The sequence below is a fragment of the Halobellus sp. GM3 genome (assembly GCF_052545375.1).
Genome location: NZ_JBQWLT010000002.1, coordinates 344621 through 361834 on the forward strand (window position 1 = coordinate 344621; position 17214 = coordinate 361834).

The 17214-nt window shown below is 65.3% G+C and carries 16 protein-coding genes; 9 read left to right on the plus strand and 7 right to left on the minus strand.

Annotated features, from left to right (window positions below):
• Positions 1 to 154: 154 nt before the first annotated feature.
• From ACT3HL_RS04515 to katG, 4 genes are all read left to right on the plus strand, one after another.
• Complete coding sequence (locus ACT3HL_RS04515) at positions 155 to 1549, plus strand: FAD-binding protein (RefSeq protein WP_445085613.1); 1395 nt, start codon at positions 155 to 157, stop codon at positions 1547 to 1549.
• 523 nt (positions 1550 to 2072) lie between these two features.
• Positions 2073 to 2318, plus strand: a complete 246-nt coding sequence (locus ACT3HL_RS04520) for a UPF0175 family protein (RefSeq protein ID WP_338902722.1) — start codon at positions 2073 to 2075, stop codon at positions 2316 to 2318.
• Positions 2319 to 2471: 153 nt separating this feature from the next.
• Entirely contained in the window at positions 2472 to 2798 is a 327-nt protein-coding gene (locus tag ACT3HL_RS04525; protein ID WP_445085614.1) for a DUF3368 domain-containing protein, read from the plus strand.
• A 712-nt stretch (positions 2799 to 3510) separates the two neighbouring features.
• The gene (gene katG, locus ACT3HL_RS04530; protein ID WP_445085615.1) at positions 3511 to 5652 is read left to right on the plus strand and encodes a catalase/peroxidase HPI; all 2142 of its coding nucleotides are present in this window, start codon (positions 3511 to 3513) and stop codon (positions 5650 to 5652) included.
• A 123-nt stretch (positions 5653 to 5775) separates the two neighbouring features.
• Here the strand turns inward: katG and ACT3HL_RS04535 are convergent, their stop codons facing one another.
• The 3 genes from ACT3HL_RS04535 to ACT3HL_RS04545 all read right to left on the minus strand — a co-directional run bounded on the left by ACT3HL_RS04535 (position 5776) and on the right by ACT3HL_RS04545 (position 8684).
• Positions 5776 to 7206 carry an ATP-binding protein gene (locus tag ACT3HL_RS04535; protein ID WP_445085616.1) on the minus strand — a complete coding sequence of 477 codons (1431 nt, stop codon included), beginning with the start codon at positions 7204 to 7206 and terminating at the stop codon, positions 5776 to 5778.
• Between the two features lie 95 nt (positions 7207 to 7301).
• Entirely contained in the window at positions 7302 to 8531 is a 1230-nt protein-coding gene (locus ACT3HL_RS04540) for an RNA-guided endonuclease TnpB family protein (protein ID WP_445085617.1), read from the minus strand.
• Positions 8532 to 8534: 3 nt separating this feature from the next.
• Positions 8535 to 8684: a DUF2080 family transposase-associated protein gene (locus tag ACT3HL_RS04545; RefSeq protein WP_445085618.1), complete on the minus strand. Its 150-nt coding sequence runs from the start codon at positions 8682 to 8684 to the stop codon at positions 8535 to 8537.
• A gap of 425 nt (positions 8685 to 9109) precedes the next feature.
• Here ACT3HL_RS04545 and ACT3HL_RS04550 point away from each other — a divergent pair, with 425 nt between their 5' ends.
• Positions 9110 to 9484, plus strand: coding sequence for a metalloregulator ArsR/SmtB family transcription factor (locus ACT3HL_RS04550; protein WP_445085619.1), 375 nt, complete (start codon positions 9110 to 9112; stop codon positions 9482 to 9484).
• Positions 9477 to 10334, plus strand: a complete 858-nt coding sequence (locus ACT3HL_RS04555) for an arsenite methyltransferase (RefSeq protein WP_445085620.1) — start codon at positions 9477 to 9479, stop codon at positions 10332 to 10334. Before ACT3HL_RS04550 ends, ACT3HL_RS04555 begins: the two co-directional genes overlap by 8 nt.
• Before the next feature lie 110 nt (positions 10335 to 10444).
• Here the strand turns inward: ACT3HL_RS04555 and ACT3HL_RS04560 are convergent, their stop codons facing one another.
• From ACT3HL_RS04560 to ACT3HL_RS04575, 4 genes are all read right to left on the minus strand, one after another.
• Positions 10445 to 11929 (minus strand): MATE family efflux transporter, encoded by a 1485-nt coding sequence (locus tag ACT3HL_RS04560; protein ID WP_445085621.1) that lies wholly within the window; start codon positions 11927 to 11929, stop codon positions 10445 to 10447.
• Positions 11926 to 12534, minus strand: coding sequence for a TetR family transcriptional regulator C-terminal domain-containing protein (locus ACT3HL_RS04565; protein WP_445085622.1), 609 nt, complete (start codon positions 12532 to 12534; stop codon positions 11926 to 11928). Before ACT3HL_RS04565 ends, ACT3HL_RS04560 begins: the two co-directional genes overlap by 4 nt.
• A 78-nt stretch (positions 12535 to 12612) precedes the next feature.
• Positions 12613 to 13710, minus strand: coding sequence for a molybdate transporter family protein (locus ACT3HL_RS04570; RefSeq protein ID WP_445085623.1), 1098 nt, complete (start codon positions 13708 to 13710; stop codon positions 12613 to 12615).
• Positions 13711 to 13986: 276 nt separating this feature from the next.
• Positions 13987 to 14670: a TOBE domain-containing protein gene (locus ACT3HL_RS04575; RefSeq protein WP_445085624.1), complete on the minus strand. Its 684-nt coding sequence runs from the start codon at positions 14668 to 14670 to the stop codon at positions 13987 to 13989.
• Positions 14671 to 14736: 66 nt separating this feature from the next.
• Here ACT3HL_RS04575 and ACT3HL_RS04580 point away from each other — a divergent pair, with 66 nt between their 5' ends.
• The 3 genes from ACT3HL_RS04580 to ACT3HL_RS04590 are packed head-to-tail and all read left to right on the plus strand — an operon-like array spanning position 14737 to position 17206.
• On the plus strand, positions 14737 to 15723 hold the full coding sequence (locus tag ACT3HL_RS04580; RefSeq protein WP_445085625.1) for a substrate-binding domain-containing protein: 987 nt from the start codon (positions 14737 to 14739) through the stop codon (positions 15721 to 15723).
• Entirely contained in the window at positions 15720 to 16445 is a 726-nt protein-coding gene (locus ACT3HL_RS04585; protein WP_445085626.1) for an ABC transporter permease, read from the plus strand. The genes ACT3HL_RS04580 and ACT3HL_RS04585 overlap by 4 nt, the downstream gene beginning before the upstream one ends.
• Positions 16442 to 17206 (plus strand): ATP-binding cassette domain-containing protein, encoded by a 765-nt coding sequence (locus tag ACT3HL_RS04590; RefSeq protein ID WP_445085627.1) that lies wholly within the window; start codon positions 16442 to 16444, stop codon positions 17204 to 17206. The genes ACT3HL_RS04585 and ACT3HL_RS04590 overlap by 4 nt, the downstream gene beginning before the upstream one ends.
• Positions 17207 to 17214 lie beyond the last annotated feature (8 nt).

The window sequence follows — 17214 nt, forward strand, 5'->3', positions numbered from 1 at the left end:
AGACAGCAGTCGGGGGTCGCTACGCGGGTGCGGGATCGGGGAGCCGCTACGGACGGCCGAAAGGGGTCGCCGTCGCCCCACCACCGTCCGTCTTCGCTGAGCGGCCCCGGTAGTGAACGACAGTATAATACCCGGTCGGGATGGCTGTAGCCATATGGAGCGATTCGACGTAGCCATCGTCGGCGGCGGCCCCGCGGGGTCGTCGGCAGCGCACGCCGCCGCGTCGGCCGGTGCGACCGCGGTGGTTCTCGAGAAGGGCGTGCCGCGAGCGGATCGACCGGATCGACTGGGGCCGGACTCGACGGACGCGGCGGGCATCCTCGATTACTGGGTGGACATCATGGGCATTCACCCCGACGAGATGCCCGAGGGCGTCGTCCTCGGCGAACTGGACCGCGCGGAGTTCATCGGCCCGACGGAGTCGCTGACGCTGCGTTCGACCGGCATCGACTCCTCGTACGAGAACTTCGGCTTCTGTATGCACCGAGCGCGATTCGACGACTTCCTCCGCGACCGCGCCGAAGAGGCGGGCGCGGCCTACCGCGTCGGTACGGCGGTCCGAGGCGTCGAGACGGACCTCGACGCCGACGTCGGCGCTGACGATCCGCGGCACCGCGTCGAACTCGCGGGCGGCGACGCCGTCGGCGCCGACTTCCTGATCCTCGCGGACGGCCCGCAGCGACAGGTCACGACCGGCGTGTTGGACGAGTACCTCCCGTTCGACGTCACGGAGCGGCTCTCCACCCGCGAGACGAACCACATCGCCTATCAGGAGCACCGGCGCCTCCCCGAGGACGTCTTCGAGGAGGTCGCCGGCGCGATCAAGTTCTGGTGGGGGCACATGCCGGGCCACACCGCCTATCCGTGGATCTTCCCGAACGACGACAACGTCGCCCGAATCGGGCTGACGATGCCGATCGGAATGGACCTCGACGACGTCGAGCACAGAGACGACTACCCGCTTTTAGCGCCCGACGACGAGCGGATCCCGCAGGGGCGCGAGTATATCCGCCGCCTCCTCGAGCGGGAGTACGGGGACGAGTACGACGTGGAGACCGACTTCCCGCTCGTCGAGGACCGCGGGAAGGCCGGCGGGACCGAGACGTACGCGATCTCCTCGACGCGGCCGATCGATTCGCCGACCGCCGCGGGCGTCGCGGTCGTCGGCGGCGCGATGGGCGCGACCTCCGCGTTCCACGAGGGCGGCGACCACACGGCCGTCCGGACGGGTGCGATCGCCGGCGAACTCGCGGCCGCGGGCGACCTCGCGCCGTACAACGACCGCTGGAAGGACGCCATCGGCGACGAGGTGCGCCGCAACGTCGCGATGGCGGACGTCGTCCGCGACTACGAGCCCGACGACTGGGACTGGGCGTTCGCCACGGCGCAGAAACTGATGGACGGAAGCGAGGGGTACGGCCTGCTGGACACGAGCAACGTCCGCGCCGGGTTCAGCGCGGCCCGACTCGTCACGAGCTACAAACGGGCGAAGTTCTCGCTCAGAAACGGCAAGTACGTACAGCTCGAAGCCTCCGAATTCACTGTCTAGACCGCGTCTTTCGGGGTCTGCGTCCGCTCGACCGGTCGACGCTGACTGTTTCGCCGCGCGTGGACGCCACAGCATGACACTGCACTGAGGCCTCTCACGCCCGCCACTCCGTCGCGATCGGCGGAGCGCTTGACCCCGTCATCGGGCTCACGTTCCGACCGGGCGGGGCGTACCACCGGTGGCCGACCGGCTTCCCCCCTCACCGGGCTCCCGAGTCGGAACCGCCTTGAGTCTCGGCCCCCTTGCTCTCTCCACGCACCCTTAGTCCCCGTCCGAGTGTTCCCGACACGGGAGCGATGACCTGACGGCGAACCCGGGTGTGTGACACCGTGGACCGTCCGCGCCCGAAAGACGGACCGCCCGACACGAGGGTTTCCCGGCCGACGCGGCACGCAGCCTCGGGATGAGGCCGGTCGTTAGTGTCTTGGGCGTACATTTCGACCGCTTCGAGCGTTTGCTTTGCACGTCGTCCGCTCGGGAAGCCCAGCCAAACACTCAAGAATCGCGTACACATATCTCAGGTATGGCGACGATAGAGATCGACGACGACGTCTACGAGGCGTTACAGCTCCCGGAGGGTGAGCGCTCACCCGCGATGAAGCGGGAGTTGGCGGTCTCGCTGTACGCCCGCGATATCCTCTCGTTCGGGAAAGCCCGTACGTTGGCGGAGATGTCGAAACGGGAGTTTCAGGAACTCCTCGGCGAACGTGAAATCGCCCGGCACTACGGCGAACGGGAACTCGAAGAAGATCTCGACTATGCCGGATAGCGGGCTGGTCGTTTCTGACACGTCACCACTCCTGAATCTCGCGCTCATCGAGCGGCTTGAGCTCCTCGAATCGCAGTTCTCCGAGGTTACGGTTCCACAACAGGTCTGGGACGAACTTACCATGGGGAAGATGGACTGGAGGCGCTCCGTGAGTTGCGCGACGACGGACTTCTACATCTCGTGGAGGTTGAACGCTCGGACTTGTTCGTCGAGCTCTTCCACGAGCTCGACCTCGGTGAGACAGCGGCGATCTGCTATGCCGTCAAGCAGAATGCCGACCTCGTTCTACTCGACGAGCGCGACGGACGGCGCGTCGCCCGCAGGCACGACCTGAACGTCACGGGCGTGATCGGCATCCTGCTTCGCGGAGCGAAGACCGGCGTAGTGAACCTGGAGCACGAACTGGAGGTCCTTCGTGAAGTTGGATTCTGGATTTCTGACGACCTCTACGAACAGATTCTCTCCGAAGCCGATCAGTAGTCTTTCCGACGGATAGACTGCCGCAGCCACCCGATTTCACTTCCGTCGAGCCTACTAGTAGATTCGCGCCCGGTAGTGTCTGGTCGTGTTTAGTTAAGCGTCAGAGTAATATTCAACTTAGGGAGCCTGTACGACCGATAATTCCCCGCCCGACTGGATTCGTGGTAACGGTTAGTAACTTAGTCAGCGTCGAACGACGAACCGAACGCTGACGTGTGAAACCGCTCAAAACCTCACGAATCAGATGCGACACAAAATAATTACTCACAGTATTAACTAAACACTACCGCTGAGTGTCGGCTTCATCCCCGAGGTCAAGCCTCGGGGTATTCGCCTTGTCCGCTGATAAAGACGATTCCAACGACGACTGCGACGCGGCGACGGGTTTCCGCCGATGTGGCTGGTTCGGCCTGCTCGCTCGTCGCTGCCTGACTAGAAGTCACTGGTATGAAAAGTCCGTGCCGACGAATATACGGATACCGAATCCCAGACTCGTCCTCTCGTCGACTCAGACGGTGGTGACAACGGAACGCGTTGAGTGACGTTTCATCACGAGCCGCTGATTTTGGCCGCATACCGGGCCGAACCACGTATTCCTAACGGAGCCATCGCTAACAAAACTTTTCGGATACAATAGAGTGCTTGGGTTACCACGAAGATATCCTTACCGAATTGCACAAGATTAACATACGAAAGCTGCAATTACCTACTGATGACTGCGCCAACCCACGACTGGTGGCCGGATCAGTTGGATCTGGAAATTCTCGATCAGAACGCCTGTCAGGCCGACCCGATGGCCGAGGAGTTCGACTACGCGGAGGAGTTCAAGACGCTCGATCTCGACGCTGTGAAGGAGGACATCGAAGACGTGATGACGACGTCGCAGGACTGGTGGCCGGCCGACTACGGCCACTACGGACCGCTCTTCATCCGCATGGCGTGGCACAGCGCCGGCACGTACCGCACCACCGACGGTCGCGGCGGCGCCGCCGGCGGCCGCCAGCGCCTCGCGCCCCTCAACAGTTGGCCCGACAACGCGAACCTCGACAAGGCGCGCCGAGTTCTCTGGCCGGTCAAACAGAAATACGGCCGCAAGCTCTCGTGGGCCGACTTACTGGTCTTAGCCGGGAACGTCGCCCTCGAGTCGATGGGCTTCGAGACGTTCGGCTTCGCCGGCGGGCGCGAGGACGCCTTCGAGCCCGACGACGCCGTCGACTGGGGCCCCGAAAACGAGATGGAAGCGTCCGAGCGCTTCGACGAGGACGGCGAGCTACAGAATCCGCTCGGCGCCACCGTGATGGGGCTCATCTACGTGAACCCCGAGGGCCCGGACGGTCAGCCGGACCCCGAGGCGTCCGCGGAGAACATCCGCGAGTCGTTCAGCCGGATGGCGATGAACGACGAGGAGACCGCGGCACTCATCGCCGGCGGGCACACGTTCGGGAAGGTCCACGGCGCCGCCGACCCCGACGAGCACGTCGGTCCCGAGCCCGAAGCGGCTCCGATCGAGGAACAGGGCCTGGGCTGGAAAAGCGAGTACGGATCTGGGAGCGGCGCCGACACGATCACCAGCGGGATCGAGGGCCCGTGGAGCACCACCCCGACGACGTGGGACATGTCCTACATCGAAAACCTCCTCGAGTACAGCTGGTGGCCCGAAAAGGGCCCCGGCGGCGCGTGGCAGTGGACCACGCAGAACGGCGAACTCGACGACGCCGCACCGGGCGTCGAAGACCCCGCCGACCGCGAGGACGTGATGATGCTGACGACGGACATCGCTCTGAAGCGCGACCCCGACTACCGTGAGATCCTCGAGCGCTTCCAAGAGAACCCCGCGGAGTTCGCAGAGACCTTCGCGAAGGCGTGGTACAAGCTGATCCACCGCGATATGGGCCCGCCGTCCCGGTTCCTCGGCCCCGAGGTCCCGGACGAGGAGATGCTGTGGCAGGACCCCATCCCCGACGCTGACTACGACGTGATCGGCGACGAGGAGATCGACGAGCTCAAAGAGCGGCTCCTCAGCTCTGAGCTGTCCGTCTCCCAGTTGGTCAAGACCGCGTGGGCGGCGGCGTCGACGTACCGTGACAGCGACAAGCGCGGCGGCGCGAACGGGGCCCGAATCCGCCTCGAACCGCAGAAGAACTGGGAAGTCAACGAGCCGGAACAGCTGGCCGACGCGCTGGAGACGCTTGAAGAGATCCAGGCGGCGTTCAACGACTCGCGGTCCGACGGGACGAGAGTCTCGCTCGCCGACCTGATCGTCTTGGGCGGCTGTGCGGCCGTCGAACAGGCGGCAGCGGACGCCGGATACGACGTGGACGTGCCGTTCGAGCCCGGACGGACCGACGCCTCCCAAGCGCAGACCGACGTCGAGTCGTTCGAGGCGCTCAAACCGGACGCCGACGGGTTCCGGAACTACCTCGGCGAGGAGGCCGAGCGCTCGGCGGAGGAACTGCTCGTCGATAAGTCCGATCTGTTGAATCTGGACGCGTCGGAGATGACGGTGCTCGTCGGTGGGATGCGAGCGCTCGACGCGAACTACGGGGACTCGGATCTCGGCGTCTTCACCGATCGGCCGGAGACGCTGACGAACGACTTCTTCGTGAACCTGCTCGATATGGGTCTGGAGTGGGAGCCGTCCGACGACGCCGAAGACGTGTACGAACTTCGCGACCGCGAGACCGGCGAGGTCGAGTGGACGGGGACCCGCGTGGACCTCGTCTTCGGGTCGAACTCCCGGCTTCGAGCCATCGCGGAAGTCTACGGCGCCGACGACGGCGAGGAGCAGTTCGTCCAGGACTTCGTGGACACGTGGAGTAAAGTGATGCACCTCGACCGCTTCGACCTCGAGTAACCGGGTCGACAGCGGAGATCCGCGACTGCCTCTCTGTTCTCAGACGGATATTTTCGCACCCATCGTCGTCCAACTACGGGCGCGGACGTCGAGAGGTGCGTCGTAAGCGATCGACGGACGGCCTCACCCGACGCGGGTGGCTGTTGCGGGCGATTTCGGGAGTTCGACGACGAACACCGACCCGCGAGGCTCGTTGTCCTCGACCCACACGTCGCCGCCGTACTGCTCGACCAGCGTGTAGACAAGATGGAGGCCGACCCCGGTTCCGGGGCTCTGCGGGCCCATACTCCCTCTGCCGAAGATGTCCTCTTTACGCTCGTCCGGAACGCCCGGCCCGTTATCCCGTACGCGGACCACGGCTTCCGTCTCGGTCTCCGCGAAAGAGACGTGAACCTCCGGTTCGGACGCGTCGTTGTGCCGGATCGCGTTGCTCAGGAGATTACCGAACACGGACGTCAGTAGTTCGTTCGCCCGCACCTGCACGGGCGGCAGCTCGTCGACGACGATCTCGACGTCCTCGTGTGCCACCCGCTGTTTGTCGATTTCGGTCTGGAGCGTCCGGTGGAGGTCGATACTGTCGAGCTCGATCTCCGCGCCGTCCTCGAGCGACTCGACGAAGTCCCTCGCGATCGACGTGAGTTCGGCGATGTGACTGCTCGTCTCGTCGATGCGGTCGACGGTTTCCTGTCCGTCCTCGTCGACGTGCGGTTGGATGCGGTCGGCCCACCCCATCAGTAGCTGGACGTCGTTGTTGATGTCGTGACGGACGATCCGATTGATCATCGCGAGCTTCTCGCTCTTCTGTTCTAGTTCCTGCTCGTTCCGCTTCTGGAGCGTTATCTCGCGGGTCACGAGCTGAACCGAATCTGTCGTTCCGGCCGTCGAGAGCGGGACCGCGATGTTGTGGAAGTGACGCACGCCGATGCTGTCTTGGAACGTCACCGCGCTCCCGGCCGTGACCGCCCGCCGACACTCCCGCAGTCGCGTGGCCGCGACGTCTTCGGGGACGAACGCCGACAGCTGCTGACCGACGAGGTCCGCCTGCGAGGTCCCGAACGCCGTCGCCATCGTTTCGTTCGCGGCGAGGATCTCGCCGTCGACGCTGATCTGACCGATCACGTCGGGGGAGTTGTCGACCAGTCGCTCGTACTTCCGCTGGGTTCGGCGCTTTTCGACCACGTTCCGAATGCGATTGACGAGAAGTTCGAGCGGCTCGTCGGCTTTGACCGCCTGCTTCAGGAGATACTCGTCGATGCCCATCCTGATCGCGCGGCTCGCGATCTCCTCGCCCCCCTGTCCGGTCAAGAGGATGAACGGGACGTCGTATCGCTCTTCGACCATCTCGTAGAGTTCCAGACCGGAGATATCCGGCATCTGATAGTCGCTGACGATGCAGTCGACCGACGTCTCGCGCAGCTCCGCCATCGCCTCGGTCGCGTCGGTCGCCGTGACCGTCCGCATTCCGTAGTTGGACTCGAGTTTGTCCGAGAGAAGCGAGACGAAGAAGGCGCTGTCGTCGACGATGAGAATAGAGAGCGATCCCTCACGCGGCATACGCAGAAATTGTCCGGGTCCCCACTATAACGCCTCTGCCCCGATATTCGATTCTGAGAACGAGAACGGCAGCTGCCGAAGTGAACTACCCCGCCCTACTCGCTCACCGCTGACGCGGTTCGCTCCTTGAGGGCGGGGCTTCCTGCTTCCACGACGCGCTTTGCAGACACCGAAGTATCCACAGGGAGCACAGTCTCCACAGGCGTTGATTCGGAGTGAACCACTCCTACTTCTTCAAGACCGCGAGAAAGAATATTCCACGCCGCATTCGCGTCCCTATCCGCCTCGAACCCACACGACGGACACGAGTGTTCACGAACCCACAGCGGTTTGTCCGTCTTGACACCGCAGGACGCGCACTCCTTCGTCGTATCTTTCGGGTCAACCGCGACGAAGTGCGTTCCTTCGCGCTCGCACTTGTATTCGAGCATCCGCGGGAACGTCCCCCACGCCGCTCCCGCTCGATTACGAGAGTTGCCCGGTAGTTCGACCAGTCCCTTCGCGTCCAAATCCTCAACGGCCACCAAGTCGTACTCGGTGGCGTAGTAGTTCGAGAGTTTGTGCAAGAAGTCTCGCCGCTTCTGCTTCAACTCGGCGTGGCATTCGGCAACGACCCGACGTTGTTTTTCCCAATTCGCAGAGCCGTGTTCTTTCCGCGAGAGGGCACGTTGGGCGTGTTCGAGTCGCTCGCGTTCCTCGCTGAAGTCGGGACTCTCGATGGCATATCCATCGGTGTCGTGGGCGTACTTGAGAATCCCCACGTCGATACCAACGACTTGCTCTGGTTTCTCAGGTTTCTCCGGCGTTGCTTCGTCCACGTCAATACCGAACGTGGCATACCACTCGCCTGTGGGTTCTTGCTTGACCGTGACCTGTTTGATGGTCGCGTTCTCGGGAATGTCTCGGTGGAGGTGAATCGGAATCTCACCAATCTTACTCAACCACAGGACAGGCCGACCACTCGTATTCTTGAGTTTGAAGCCGGACTGGTTGTAGGTGAGCGACCGATACTCCCGAGGCGGTTTCCACTTGAGTATTCCCACGGCACGTCCGTTCTCCTTCTGTGCTTTGAGCGTGGAGAGGTTGTCGTAGACGCGCTTGACGACCATCTGAAGAACTTTCGAGTGAACATTTCCGAGGTCGTCCCACCACGTTTTGAGGTTGGGAAGTCGCCCCTGAACCTCGTAGCGTGCTGGGATGTCGTCTGCCTCGTTGAGTTTGTAGAGGACGTGATTATACAGTTGCCTACAAGTATCGACGTGGTGCAGAAGCGTCTCGGTGAGGGCTTCTGTCGGGTTGAGTCGATACTTGTAGTTGTACTGCATATCTTACTCGTCTGAATCGGGGTCGGAGACGCGGACGACTTTCACGTCGGCTCCGCGCCAGCGTTTGGGAACGATGACGTGGGCACTATTCCCCGACGGTTTTGCCGTCCCGTCGAGGACTTCTTCGCCTTCGATTTCAAACCTATTCATCATCAATGTATAGACTATGGATAGACATAAAGGTAGCGGGGGCCTGTGGGCCGGGCAGTGAACGTGTTTGAGAAGCGTGCGACGCTGTATCCCCTCCCTACTGTGCTACTCAGTCGCTTCGCTCCCTGTCGTTCGAGAGAGCAAAGCTCTCTCGTGATGACGAAAGGCGCGTAGCGCCTTTCGAACCACGTTGCTCCTTGAGGAGGGGGACTTAGCGCCTAATTCCAGTTAAATATATACTGATTGATGGTTCTCGTGGCGCTCGCTCGATTCCGGTTCGACCCTGCCGCCCCGGGTCCGCGGCGAATCGATCGCCTCGCAACGCGAACGCGGTGGCAGCGGTTGCACCGGATAATAGCGTGTTCGAGGCCGTGAGGCGGCTACCGGAAGTTCTATATTAGGAGGTGCTAATATTAGAATTTGCTAATATGGACACACAACACGCTGTGGAAGGAGCGGACGGTTCCGACGCTCGAGAGCCATCGTGCTGCGGTGAGGCCACACAGCCGCTGAGCGAGCGGGAACTGGCGGCGGACGTCCGAACGCTCGCCGCGGTCGGAACCGAGACCCGGTACGAAGCGCTCAGGCTCATCGCGGCGTCCGAAGACGGCGCCTGCGGCTGCGAACTCGAACCGGCGCTCGGCGTGAGTCAGGGGGCGGTCAGTCAGGCGCTCTCGCGGCTGCACACCGCCGGGCTCCTCACGCGGCGCAAGGAGGGTCGCTGGCGGTACTACAGTGCGACGCCGCGGGCCGAGCGGCTGCTGGACGTCCTCGACGACACGAGGGAGGTCGACAATGACTGACGACACAGAGACGGTATCGACGGACCCCGACGGTCGCGGAGTCGGCGCGGCCAAGCAGCGGCGGATTGTCCGCGAGCGCTACGGCGACATCGCCGGGGAGTCGACGACCTGCTGTGGGGACGCCCGTGGGTCCGCCTGCTGTGGAGACGGCGAGGAGGCCACCGTGGAGTACGACGGTCAATCGAGAGCGATCGGCTACTCGGAGACGCAGATCGAGGGCGTCGAGTCCGGGGCGAACCTCGGACTCGGGTGCGGCAATCCGACCGCGATCGCGTCGCTCACGGCCGGCGAGACCGTTTTAGACCTCGGCTCCGGCGCGGGGTTCGACTGCTTTCTCGCCGCCCGGGAGGTCGGTCCAGACGGCCGCGTCATCGGAGTCGATATGACGCCGGCGATGGTCGAGCGAGCCCGCGAGAACGTCGTCGCGAACGACGCCGAGAACGTCGAGTTCCGCCTCGGCGAGATCGAACACCTCCCGGTCGCCGACGCGACCGTCGATGTGATCATCTCGAACTGCGTGATCAACCTCTCCCCGGAAAAGCCGCGGGTGTTCCGCGACGCCTTTCGGGTCCTGCGTCCGGGCGGTCGACTCGCGGTCTCCGATGTCGTCCGGACCGCGCCGTTCCCCGAGGACGTGCGGGCGGACCCGGACTCGGTCGCCGGCTGCGTCGCGGGCGCGTCGACGATCGGAGCGCTCGAATCGATACTCGACGACGTCGGATTCGCCGAGGTCTCGATCGAACCGAAAGCCGAGAGCGAGGCGTTCATCCGCGAGTGGGACGACGAACGCGACGTCAGCGACTACATCGTCTCTGCGGTCATCGAGGCGAGGAAGCCGGCGGACGACTAACGCTGATTGTTCCCGTCTCGTATCGGTGAGCGCCGTGAACGGGATGGGCGGCTCACCGGTACACAGTGAGCACAATCAGTAGCTGTCTTCGCTGCTCCTGACTCGCCGACTCAATCGTCAGCGGCCGGTATCCGTCGCGGGGGACGCTCCCGCTCGACGACCCCGTCAGTCCACGTCCCGCGGAGAAAGTACGCCCCCGAGAGCAGCACCATCAGGACGTTCGCGGCGGCGATGCCGTACCAGACGCCGGTCGCGCCCAGATCGAACCAGACGACGAGGGCGTAGGCGGGCGGGATCCGGAGGATGATGAGGCCGACGATGCCGAAGACCATCGCTACCCGGGTGCTCCCGCTCCCTCGGTAGGCGCCCTGTACGACGTGGAACACGCCGAGGAAGACGTACGTGAGGCCGACGATGCGGAGGTAATCCGCGCCCGTGGCGATCACCGACGCGGCCTCCGCACCGGTGATGAACACCCCGACGATCGCCGCGGCGTTGAGATAGACGGCCGCCGAGACCGCGAGGAGGACCGCGGCCGTGACGGCCGAACTGGCGAACACCGCCCGCTTCGCCCGCTCGGGCTGTCGGGCCCCGAGGTTCTGCCCCACGACCGTCTCCGTGCCGCGGGCCAGTCCGAGCGCGGGGAGCACGACGAGGGAGGTGACCCGCGTGCCGATGCCGAAGGCCGCGACCGCCTCGGCTCCCGCGAGCGCGACGAGCGCCGTGACGACCGTCACGCCCAGCGACTGGGTGCTCATCTCGACGCTCGCGGGCGCCCCGATGCGGACGATCTTTCGGACGGTCTCTCGCGTCAGGAGGAAGTCCCTCGGCGCGAGGTGGATGCCGACGCGCCCCGAGAGCAAGAGTCCGATCGCGATGACCGCGCCGACGCCGCGGGAGGCGATCGTCGCGATCGCCGCCCCCTGCACGCCGAAGCCGTCGAAGCCCGTCGCCGCGTAGAGGTCCGACTGGAGCGCCGTGAGCCCCGCCGCTTCCAGCGCCAGATTGTCCTGAAAGCCGAGGATGAGAAACGGGTCGATGACGACGTTCAGGACGACCCCGAGAAGCATCAGATACAGCGGCGTCCGCGTGTCGCCCCACCCCTGCAGGAGCGACTGGAAGATGAAGAAGCCGAAGATGAACGGGATCCCGAGGAACATCGTCCGCGTGTAGCTCACCGACAGCGCGAACACCTCGGTGCCGGGCGTCGCTCCGATCAGCCGGAGCAACCACGGAGCGAGCGCGTAACCGACGACCGAGAAGATCACCGAGAGGGCGACGACGAACGCGATGGTCTGGCCCGCGACCGCGTCGATCCGGTCGAGGTTCCCCGCGCCCTTGTTCTGCGCGACGAGCACGGTCCCGGCGACCGTGAACCCGGCGGCGAGCGTGATGATGAGAAAGACGATCGCCCACGAGAACGACAGCGCGCTCACGGCCGCCCCCCCGAGCCGACCGACCCAGAACGTGTCGGCGAGGTTGTACGCCACCTGCAGCATGTTGGTGACGACGATCGGGATCGAGAGGACGAAAAGCGGCTTCAACAACGCCCCGTCGGTGACGTTAACCGCCCGAGGCCCGGCACCGCCGCTCATTGATCCGCCAGCAGCGCAGTCTGGACGTACTCTTCCAGTCGGTCGCGGACCGCCGGTGCGATCTCGACCTCGCTCGTCACGCGCTGGGTCATCGTCCCCACGACGGCCGCCGCGAGGAACGTCGCGACGGCGTCGACGTCGACGTCGGCGAACGTCCCATCGTCGATCCCGGCCGCGACGACGGCTGCGATCCGCTCTCTGAAGAACCGGTCGTGACGGGTGAACTGCTCGCGGTAGCGCTCGTCGTGCGTCGCCTGCGCTCGGAGGTCGACCATCGCGCCCGTGAAGGCCCGCCGACCGTCGGGAAGCGGCGTCGCGAGCAGGTGATCGAGGAGGGCCCACAGACGCGCCTCGGCGTCGTCGACCTCGCCGTCGGGGACGTTCTCCTCGAAGCGGTCGAGGACGAACGCGAGGAACTCCAAGAGGAGCTCGTCCTTGCCGTCGTAGTGGTGGTAGATGAGCGATTTACTCTTGGGGAACACCGCGCCGATCCGCTGTATCGTGAGGTCGGCGTAGCCGTGTTCGGAGAGGGCGAAGTACGTCGCGCGCATAATCTCCTCGCGCGTGTCCTCCGGAGAATCGAGAAACGAACTGACTGCCGACATTGGTGACTGAATATTCAGTCAACGGGGATAGCCGTTGTCTTTGAGGTCGTCCCCGGGCGTCAGTATCACGCACAGTGGCTACGCGTGGCCGTCCAGTCGACGCCGAACGAGAGAGACCGCGACACCGACGAGGAACGCGGCGCCGACGTTCGTCGCGACGCCGAGCACGCCGACGCCGACCGTGAGGGGGAGATCGTCTGTCGCCAGTCCCGCGCGGCCGAGTTCGGCGGCGATCACCGCGAGCACGACGCCGAGCATCGAGAGCGGGAACGCGGCGATCACGCTCGCGCCGATAAGCGCGGCGAGCGCGTACAGGACGCCGAGAATGAGGTTCGCCCCCGCCGTACGCGCGCCGAAGGCGTACTTGCCGGCGACGCCGCCGCTGCCGTGGCACATCGGCATCGCGCCGAGCGGTACCGCGAGGAGGTTCATCGCGCCCATACTCTCCGCGAGTTCGTCGGCGGAGACGTCGGCGTCGTAGTAATCCGAGAGCAGCAGCGACGTCGCGACGGCCGCGTTGCCGACGGTCATCGCGAGCTGTGCCGCGGTCGCACCGAGCGACGCCGGAGAGACCGCCTCCGCGGGCGGCAGGGCCAACGCGACGGCGGGGAGCCGCGGCTCCGGCATCCCAGTCTGTAGGAGGGCTACGCCGACGCCGAGCGCGAGGACCGCCAGCGTGCTCGCGCGGTGACGTCCGAGGGCCGTGATGACCCCGACGACGGCGAGCGCGGCGAGCGCGTACCCGGCGCCGTCGAGGCTCAGCTGGATGCCGGTCTCGAGCAGCACCAGCCCGACCGCGAGCTGCACGCCGCGGATCACGGGCTGACCGACGTACCGCTCGATTCGGCTCAGCGTACGGGTCGCCCCGACTGCGAGGAGGACGAGGCCCGCGAGCAGTCCGGCGACCGCGAGTTCGCCGGCCGTGAGCGCCCCGGCGATGACGAGCGCCGCGAGCGCCTTCATCGGCTCGACCGAGACGGGGAGGCCGTAGTAGAGCCCCCAGACGATCTGGAAGCCGGCGAAACCGAGGAGCAGATGCGGGAGCGACAGCTCCGTGAGTGCGGCGACGGCGACGACCACCGGGAGGACCGTAACCGAATCCCCTAACGCGCCGGTGAGCTCGCTCCTAGAGAACTCGATCCGGGTGGCGCCTCGCCGACCAGCGAACACGTCCATCGGGTCGAATTACTCACTGGACAGGTATAATGTATCGATTCGAATCTCCCCGTCTTTCCGGCCGGTCTGTGTGTTTCTGTCCCTCGGTCGTAAATTCCATACAGCTTCCTGATAGGACGTGTGATCACCGAGCCATCGAAATGCGCAACGCTTCGATTCCGATTATCGTTTCGAGGGGATGCATAGGGTAAGTGGTATCAGTTTCTGCTCGTGATTCGGGTCCGGCCTCGAAACCACGAGCTCGCGGATATGTGACGAGAGGAGTGGCGGGGAGTGTCAGATAGAGATTCCGCGCGTCGCCGTCGCCTTGAACGACGCGACGACGTCGCTTCCGGGTTCGAGCCCGAGCTTCCCCCGGCTGTCCTCGGTGACGAGCGCCAACAGCGGTTCCTCGGCCCCGATATCGACGGCGATGCGGGCGATCCGATCGCCCGTGTCGATCGCCACGACCGTCCCGGGAAACCGATTTCTCGCGCTCGTGTGCTCCGGAACCGGGGTGTCATCGGGGTCAGTCAGCGTCACCGCGTCCGCCCGGAGGGAGAGTTGGACGTCGCCGTCGCCGGGGACGAGGGCTCGAACGGTCCCGGCGGCGGTCTCGACGGTCGCCAGTTCCCCCTCTCGGTCGACGACGGTGCCGCGGAGGACGGTCTCGGCGATGTCGGCGACGCCCTCGTAGCCCCTCCGCGTCCGCTCGAACGCCGCGAGGAGCTCTCCGGCCAATTCCGTGAGTTCGCTTCCGCCGCCGTCGGGCCCGCCGCGGCGCCGCTCGACGAGCGGGCCGAACGCCGATTCGAGTTCGACGATCCGGCGCTGCGCGTGGGCGTACGACCGCCCCAACCCGTCGGCGGCGTTGTTCAGCGACCCCTCCCGGTCGATCGCGCGAAGCAGCGCGACGTCGCGGGCGTCCAGCGTCACGCCGTCGCTTCCGATGTAGGTGTCGAACGACGGGCGGACATCCATACCGGAGCGTACGCCGCTTTCGAGCAAAAGCGTTATGTCTACCCTGAGAGAACCGGTGATGTATCTATGTCGGAACAACGGTCTGACGCGGAGAGTTCGGGACGGATTCCAGCGGGTGACATCGCGACACGGCGATCGTTCCTCAAGGCGGGAGCCGCCGCGGGACTGACGGCGGTCGCCGGGTGCTCTGGGGCCCCGGCGAGCGGGGGCGACGAAGAGAGTGCCCCCGCGGTCGCCGGCGAGACGCTGACGCTGACGACGACGACGAGCACCTACGACACGGGGCTGCTCGATGCGATCCACTCCGATTTCGAGGAGATGTACGGCGTGACCGTCGACGCCGTCGCCCAGGGGACGGGCGCGGCGCTCGAATCGGCTCGGAACGGCGACTCGGACGTGGTGATGGTCCACGCGCGCGGCCTCGAAGACGAGTTTATGCGCAACGGGTACGGGATCAACCGCCGCGATCTGATGTTCAACGACTTCGTCATCGTCGGTAGCGAGGATGACCCGGCGGGAGTCCAGGGGATGGAGTCGGCGACCGAGGCGCTCACCGCGATCGCCGAGGCGGAAGCGGCGTTCGTCTCCCGCGGCGACAACTCCGGGACGCACACGAAGGAACTCAATCTCTGGGAGGCCGCGGGCACCGACCCCGGCGGCGACTGGTACCAAGAGACCGGCACCGGGATGGGAGAGGCGCTGAACGTCGCCAACCAGCAGGGCGCCTACACGCTCTCGGACCGGGGGACCTTCATCTCCCAGCGCTCGGAGATCGACCTCCAGATCCTCGTTCAGGGGCCGATCGAGGGCGGCCCGGAGATCCTCGCGAACCCGTACGGAATCATGGCGGTCAACCCCGGCGTCCACGACAACGCCAATTACGACCTCGCGATGGCGTACATCGGGTGGATCACCAGCCCGGGCGCCCAAGAGGCGATCTCGGAGTACCGGGTGAACGACGAGCAGCTGTTCTTCCCCGAGGCCGTCTCGGAGGACCCGAACTTCCAGCAGTACGTCCCGGAGGGGTGGAGCGGCGATTCATCTGACGAGTGAGCGTGTCGCCCGAGCCCATCGTCTCCCTGTTGCCCGCGGTCGTCGACTTTCCCTTCCGGGAGGGGTACGTCCGGAGTATCATCTACGTCTCGCTGTACGTGAGCGGCATCGCGGTGACGCTGAGTACGCTCTTCAGCATTCCCGTCGCCGTCGTGATGGGATTCACCGACTTCCCGGGCAAGCAGTTCGTCAAGTCGGTCATCAACACCGGGATGGGTTTTCCGAGCGTCGTCGTCGGTCTCCTCGTGCTCTTTGCCGTCTCCAATCAGGGACCACTCGGCTCGCTCGAGCTCATCTTCACGACGGAGGCGATGATCATGTCGCAGTTCGTGCTCGCGACGCCGCCGATCACCGCGATCAGCCTCGCGGCGATCACCGGCGTGAGCGGGAACGTCCGCGACGCCGCCCGCGCCCTGGGCGGCACCCGCCTCGACGTGGCGCTCGTCGTGATCAAGGAGGCCCGATACGGGATCGCGACGGCCATTCTAGCCGGGTTCGGCCGCGCGATCAGCGAGGTCGGGTCAGTCCTCATCGTCGGCGGCAACATCACCAGCGCGAGCGGCATCTCGAAGACCCGGACCCTGACGACCGCGATCCAGCTCGAGGCCCGTCAGGGGCAGTACAACACCGCGATGGTGCTCGGGGCGGTCCTGCTGGCGCTCGTCCTGACGGTCAACGCCGTCGTCGTACGCTTCGGCGACGAGGGGTCGATGAACAGATGATCCGGCTCTCGAACGTCGCACACGCCTACGGCGAGGAGACTATCGTCGAGGACCTCTCGCTGTCGATCGAACCGGGCGAAGTCGTCGCCGTCATCGGCCCGTCGGGCGTCGGGAAGACGACGCTCCTCCGGATCTTGGCCCTCTTCACGCGCCCGAGCGAGGGGACCGTCGAACTCGACGGTCAGCCGGTGTGGTCGGTCGGCGAGGACGAGCGCCTCGCGCTCCGGCGCCGGGTCGGAATGGTCTTCCAGGAGGCGAGCCTGTTCGACGCCACCGTGGCCCGGAACGTGGAGTACGGACTGCGTGTGCGCCAGTCATGGGAGGGCCGGGCCAGGGACGCCCTGTGGTCGCTCGTCGGGTCCAACGGAACGGCGGCGGCCGTCGAGCGGTCGCTCGAAGTGGTGGGGCTGAGCGACAAGCTCGATCAGCCGGCCCGCTCGCTCTCCGGCGGCGAAGCCCAGCGCGTCTCCTTCGCGCGGGCGCTCGCGTACGACCCGACGTTCCTCCTCCTCGACGAGCCGACCTCGGATCTGGATCCGCGGAACACGGGCGTGATCGAGGAGGCGATCGCCGAGGCCCGCGAGCGCGGCATCGGCGTCGTCGTCGCGACCCACGATATGCACCAGGCCGAGCGGATCGCAGACCGAGTCGGCGTCCTGCTCGGTGACGGGTTCACCGAGATCGGCCCGACGGAGGACATCTTCGAGAACCCGACCGACGATCGAACCCGGAAGTTCATCTCCGGGGAACTGGTGTACTGACCGACGGC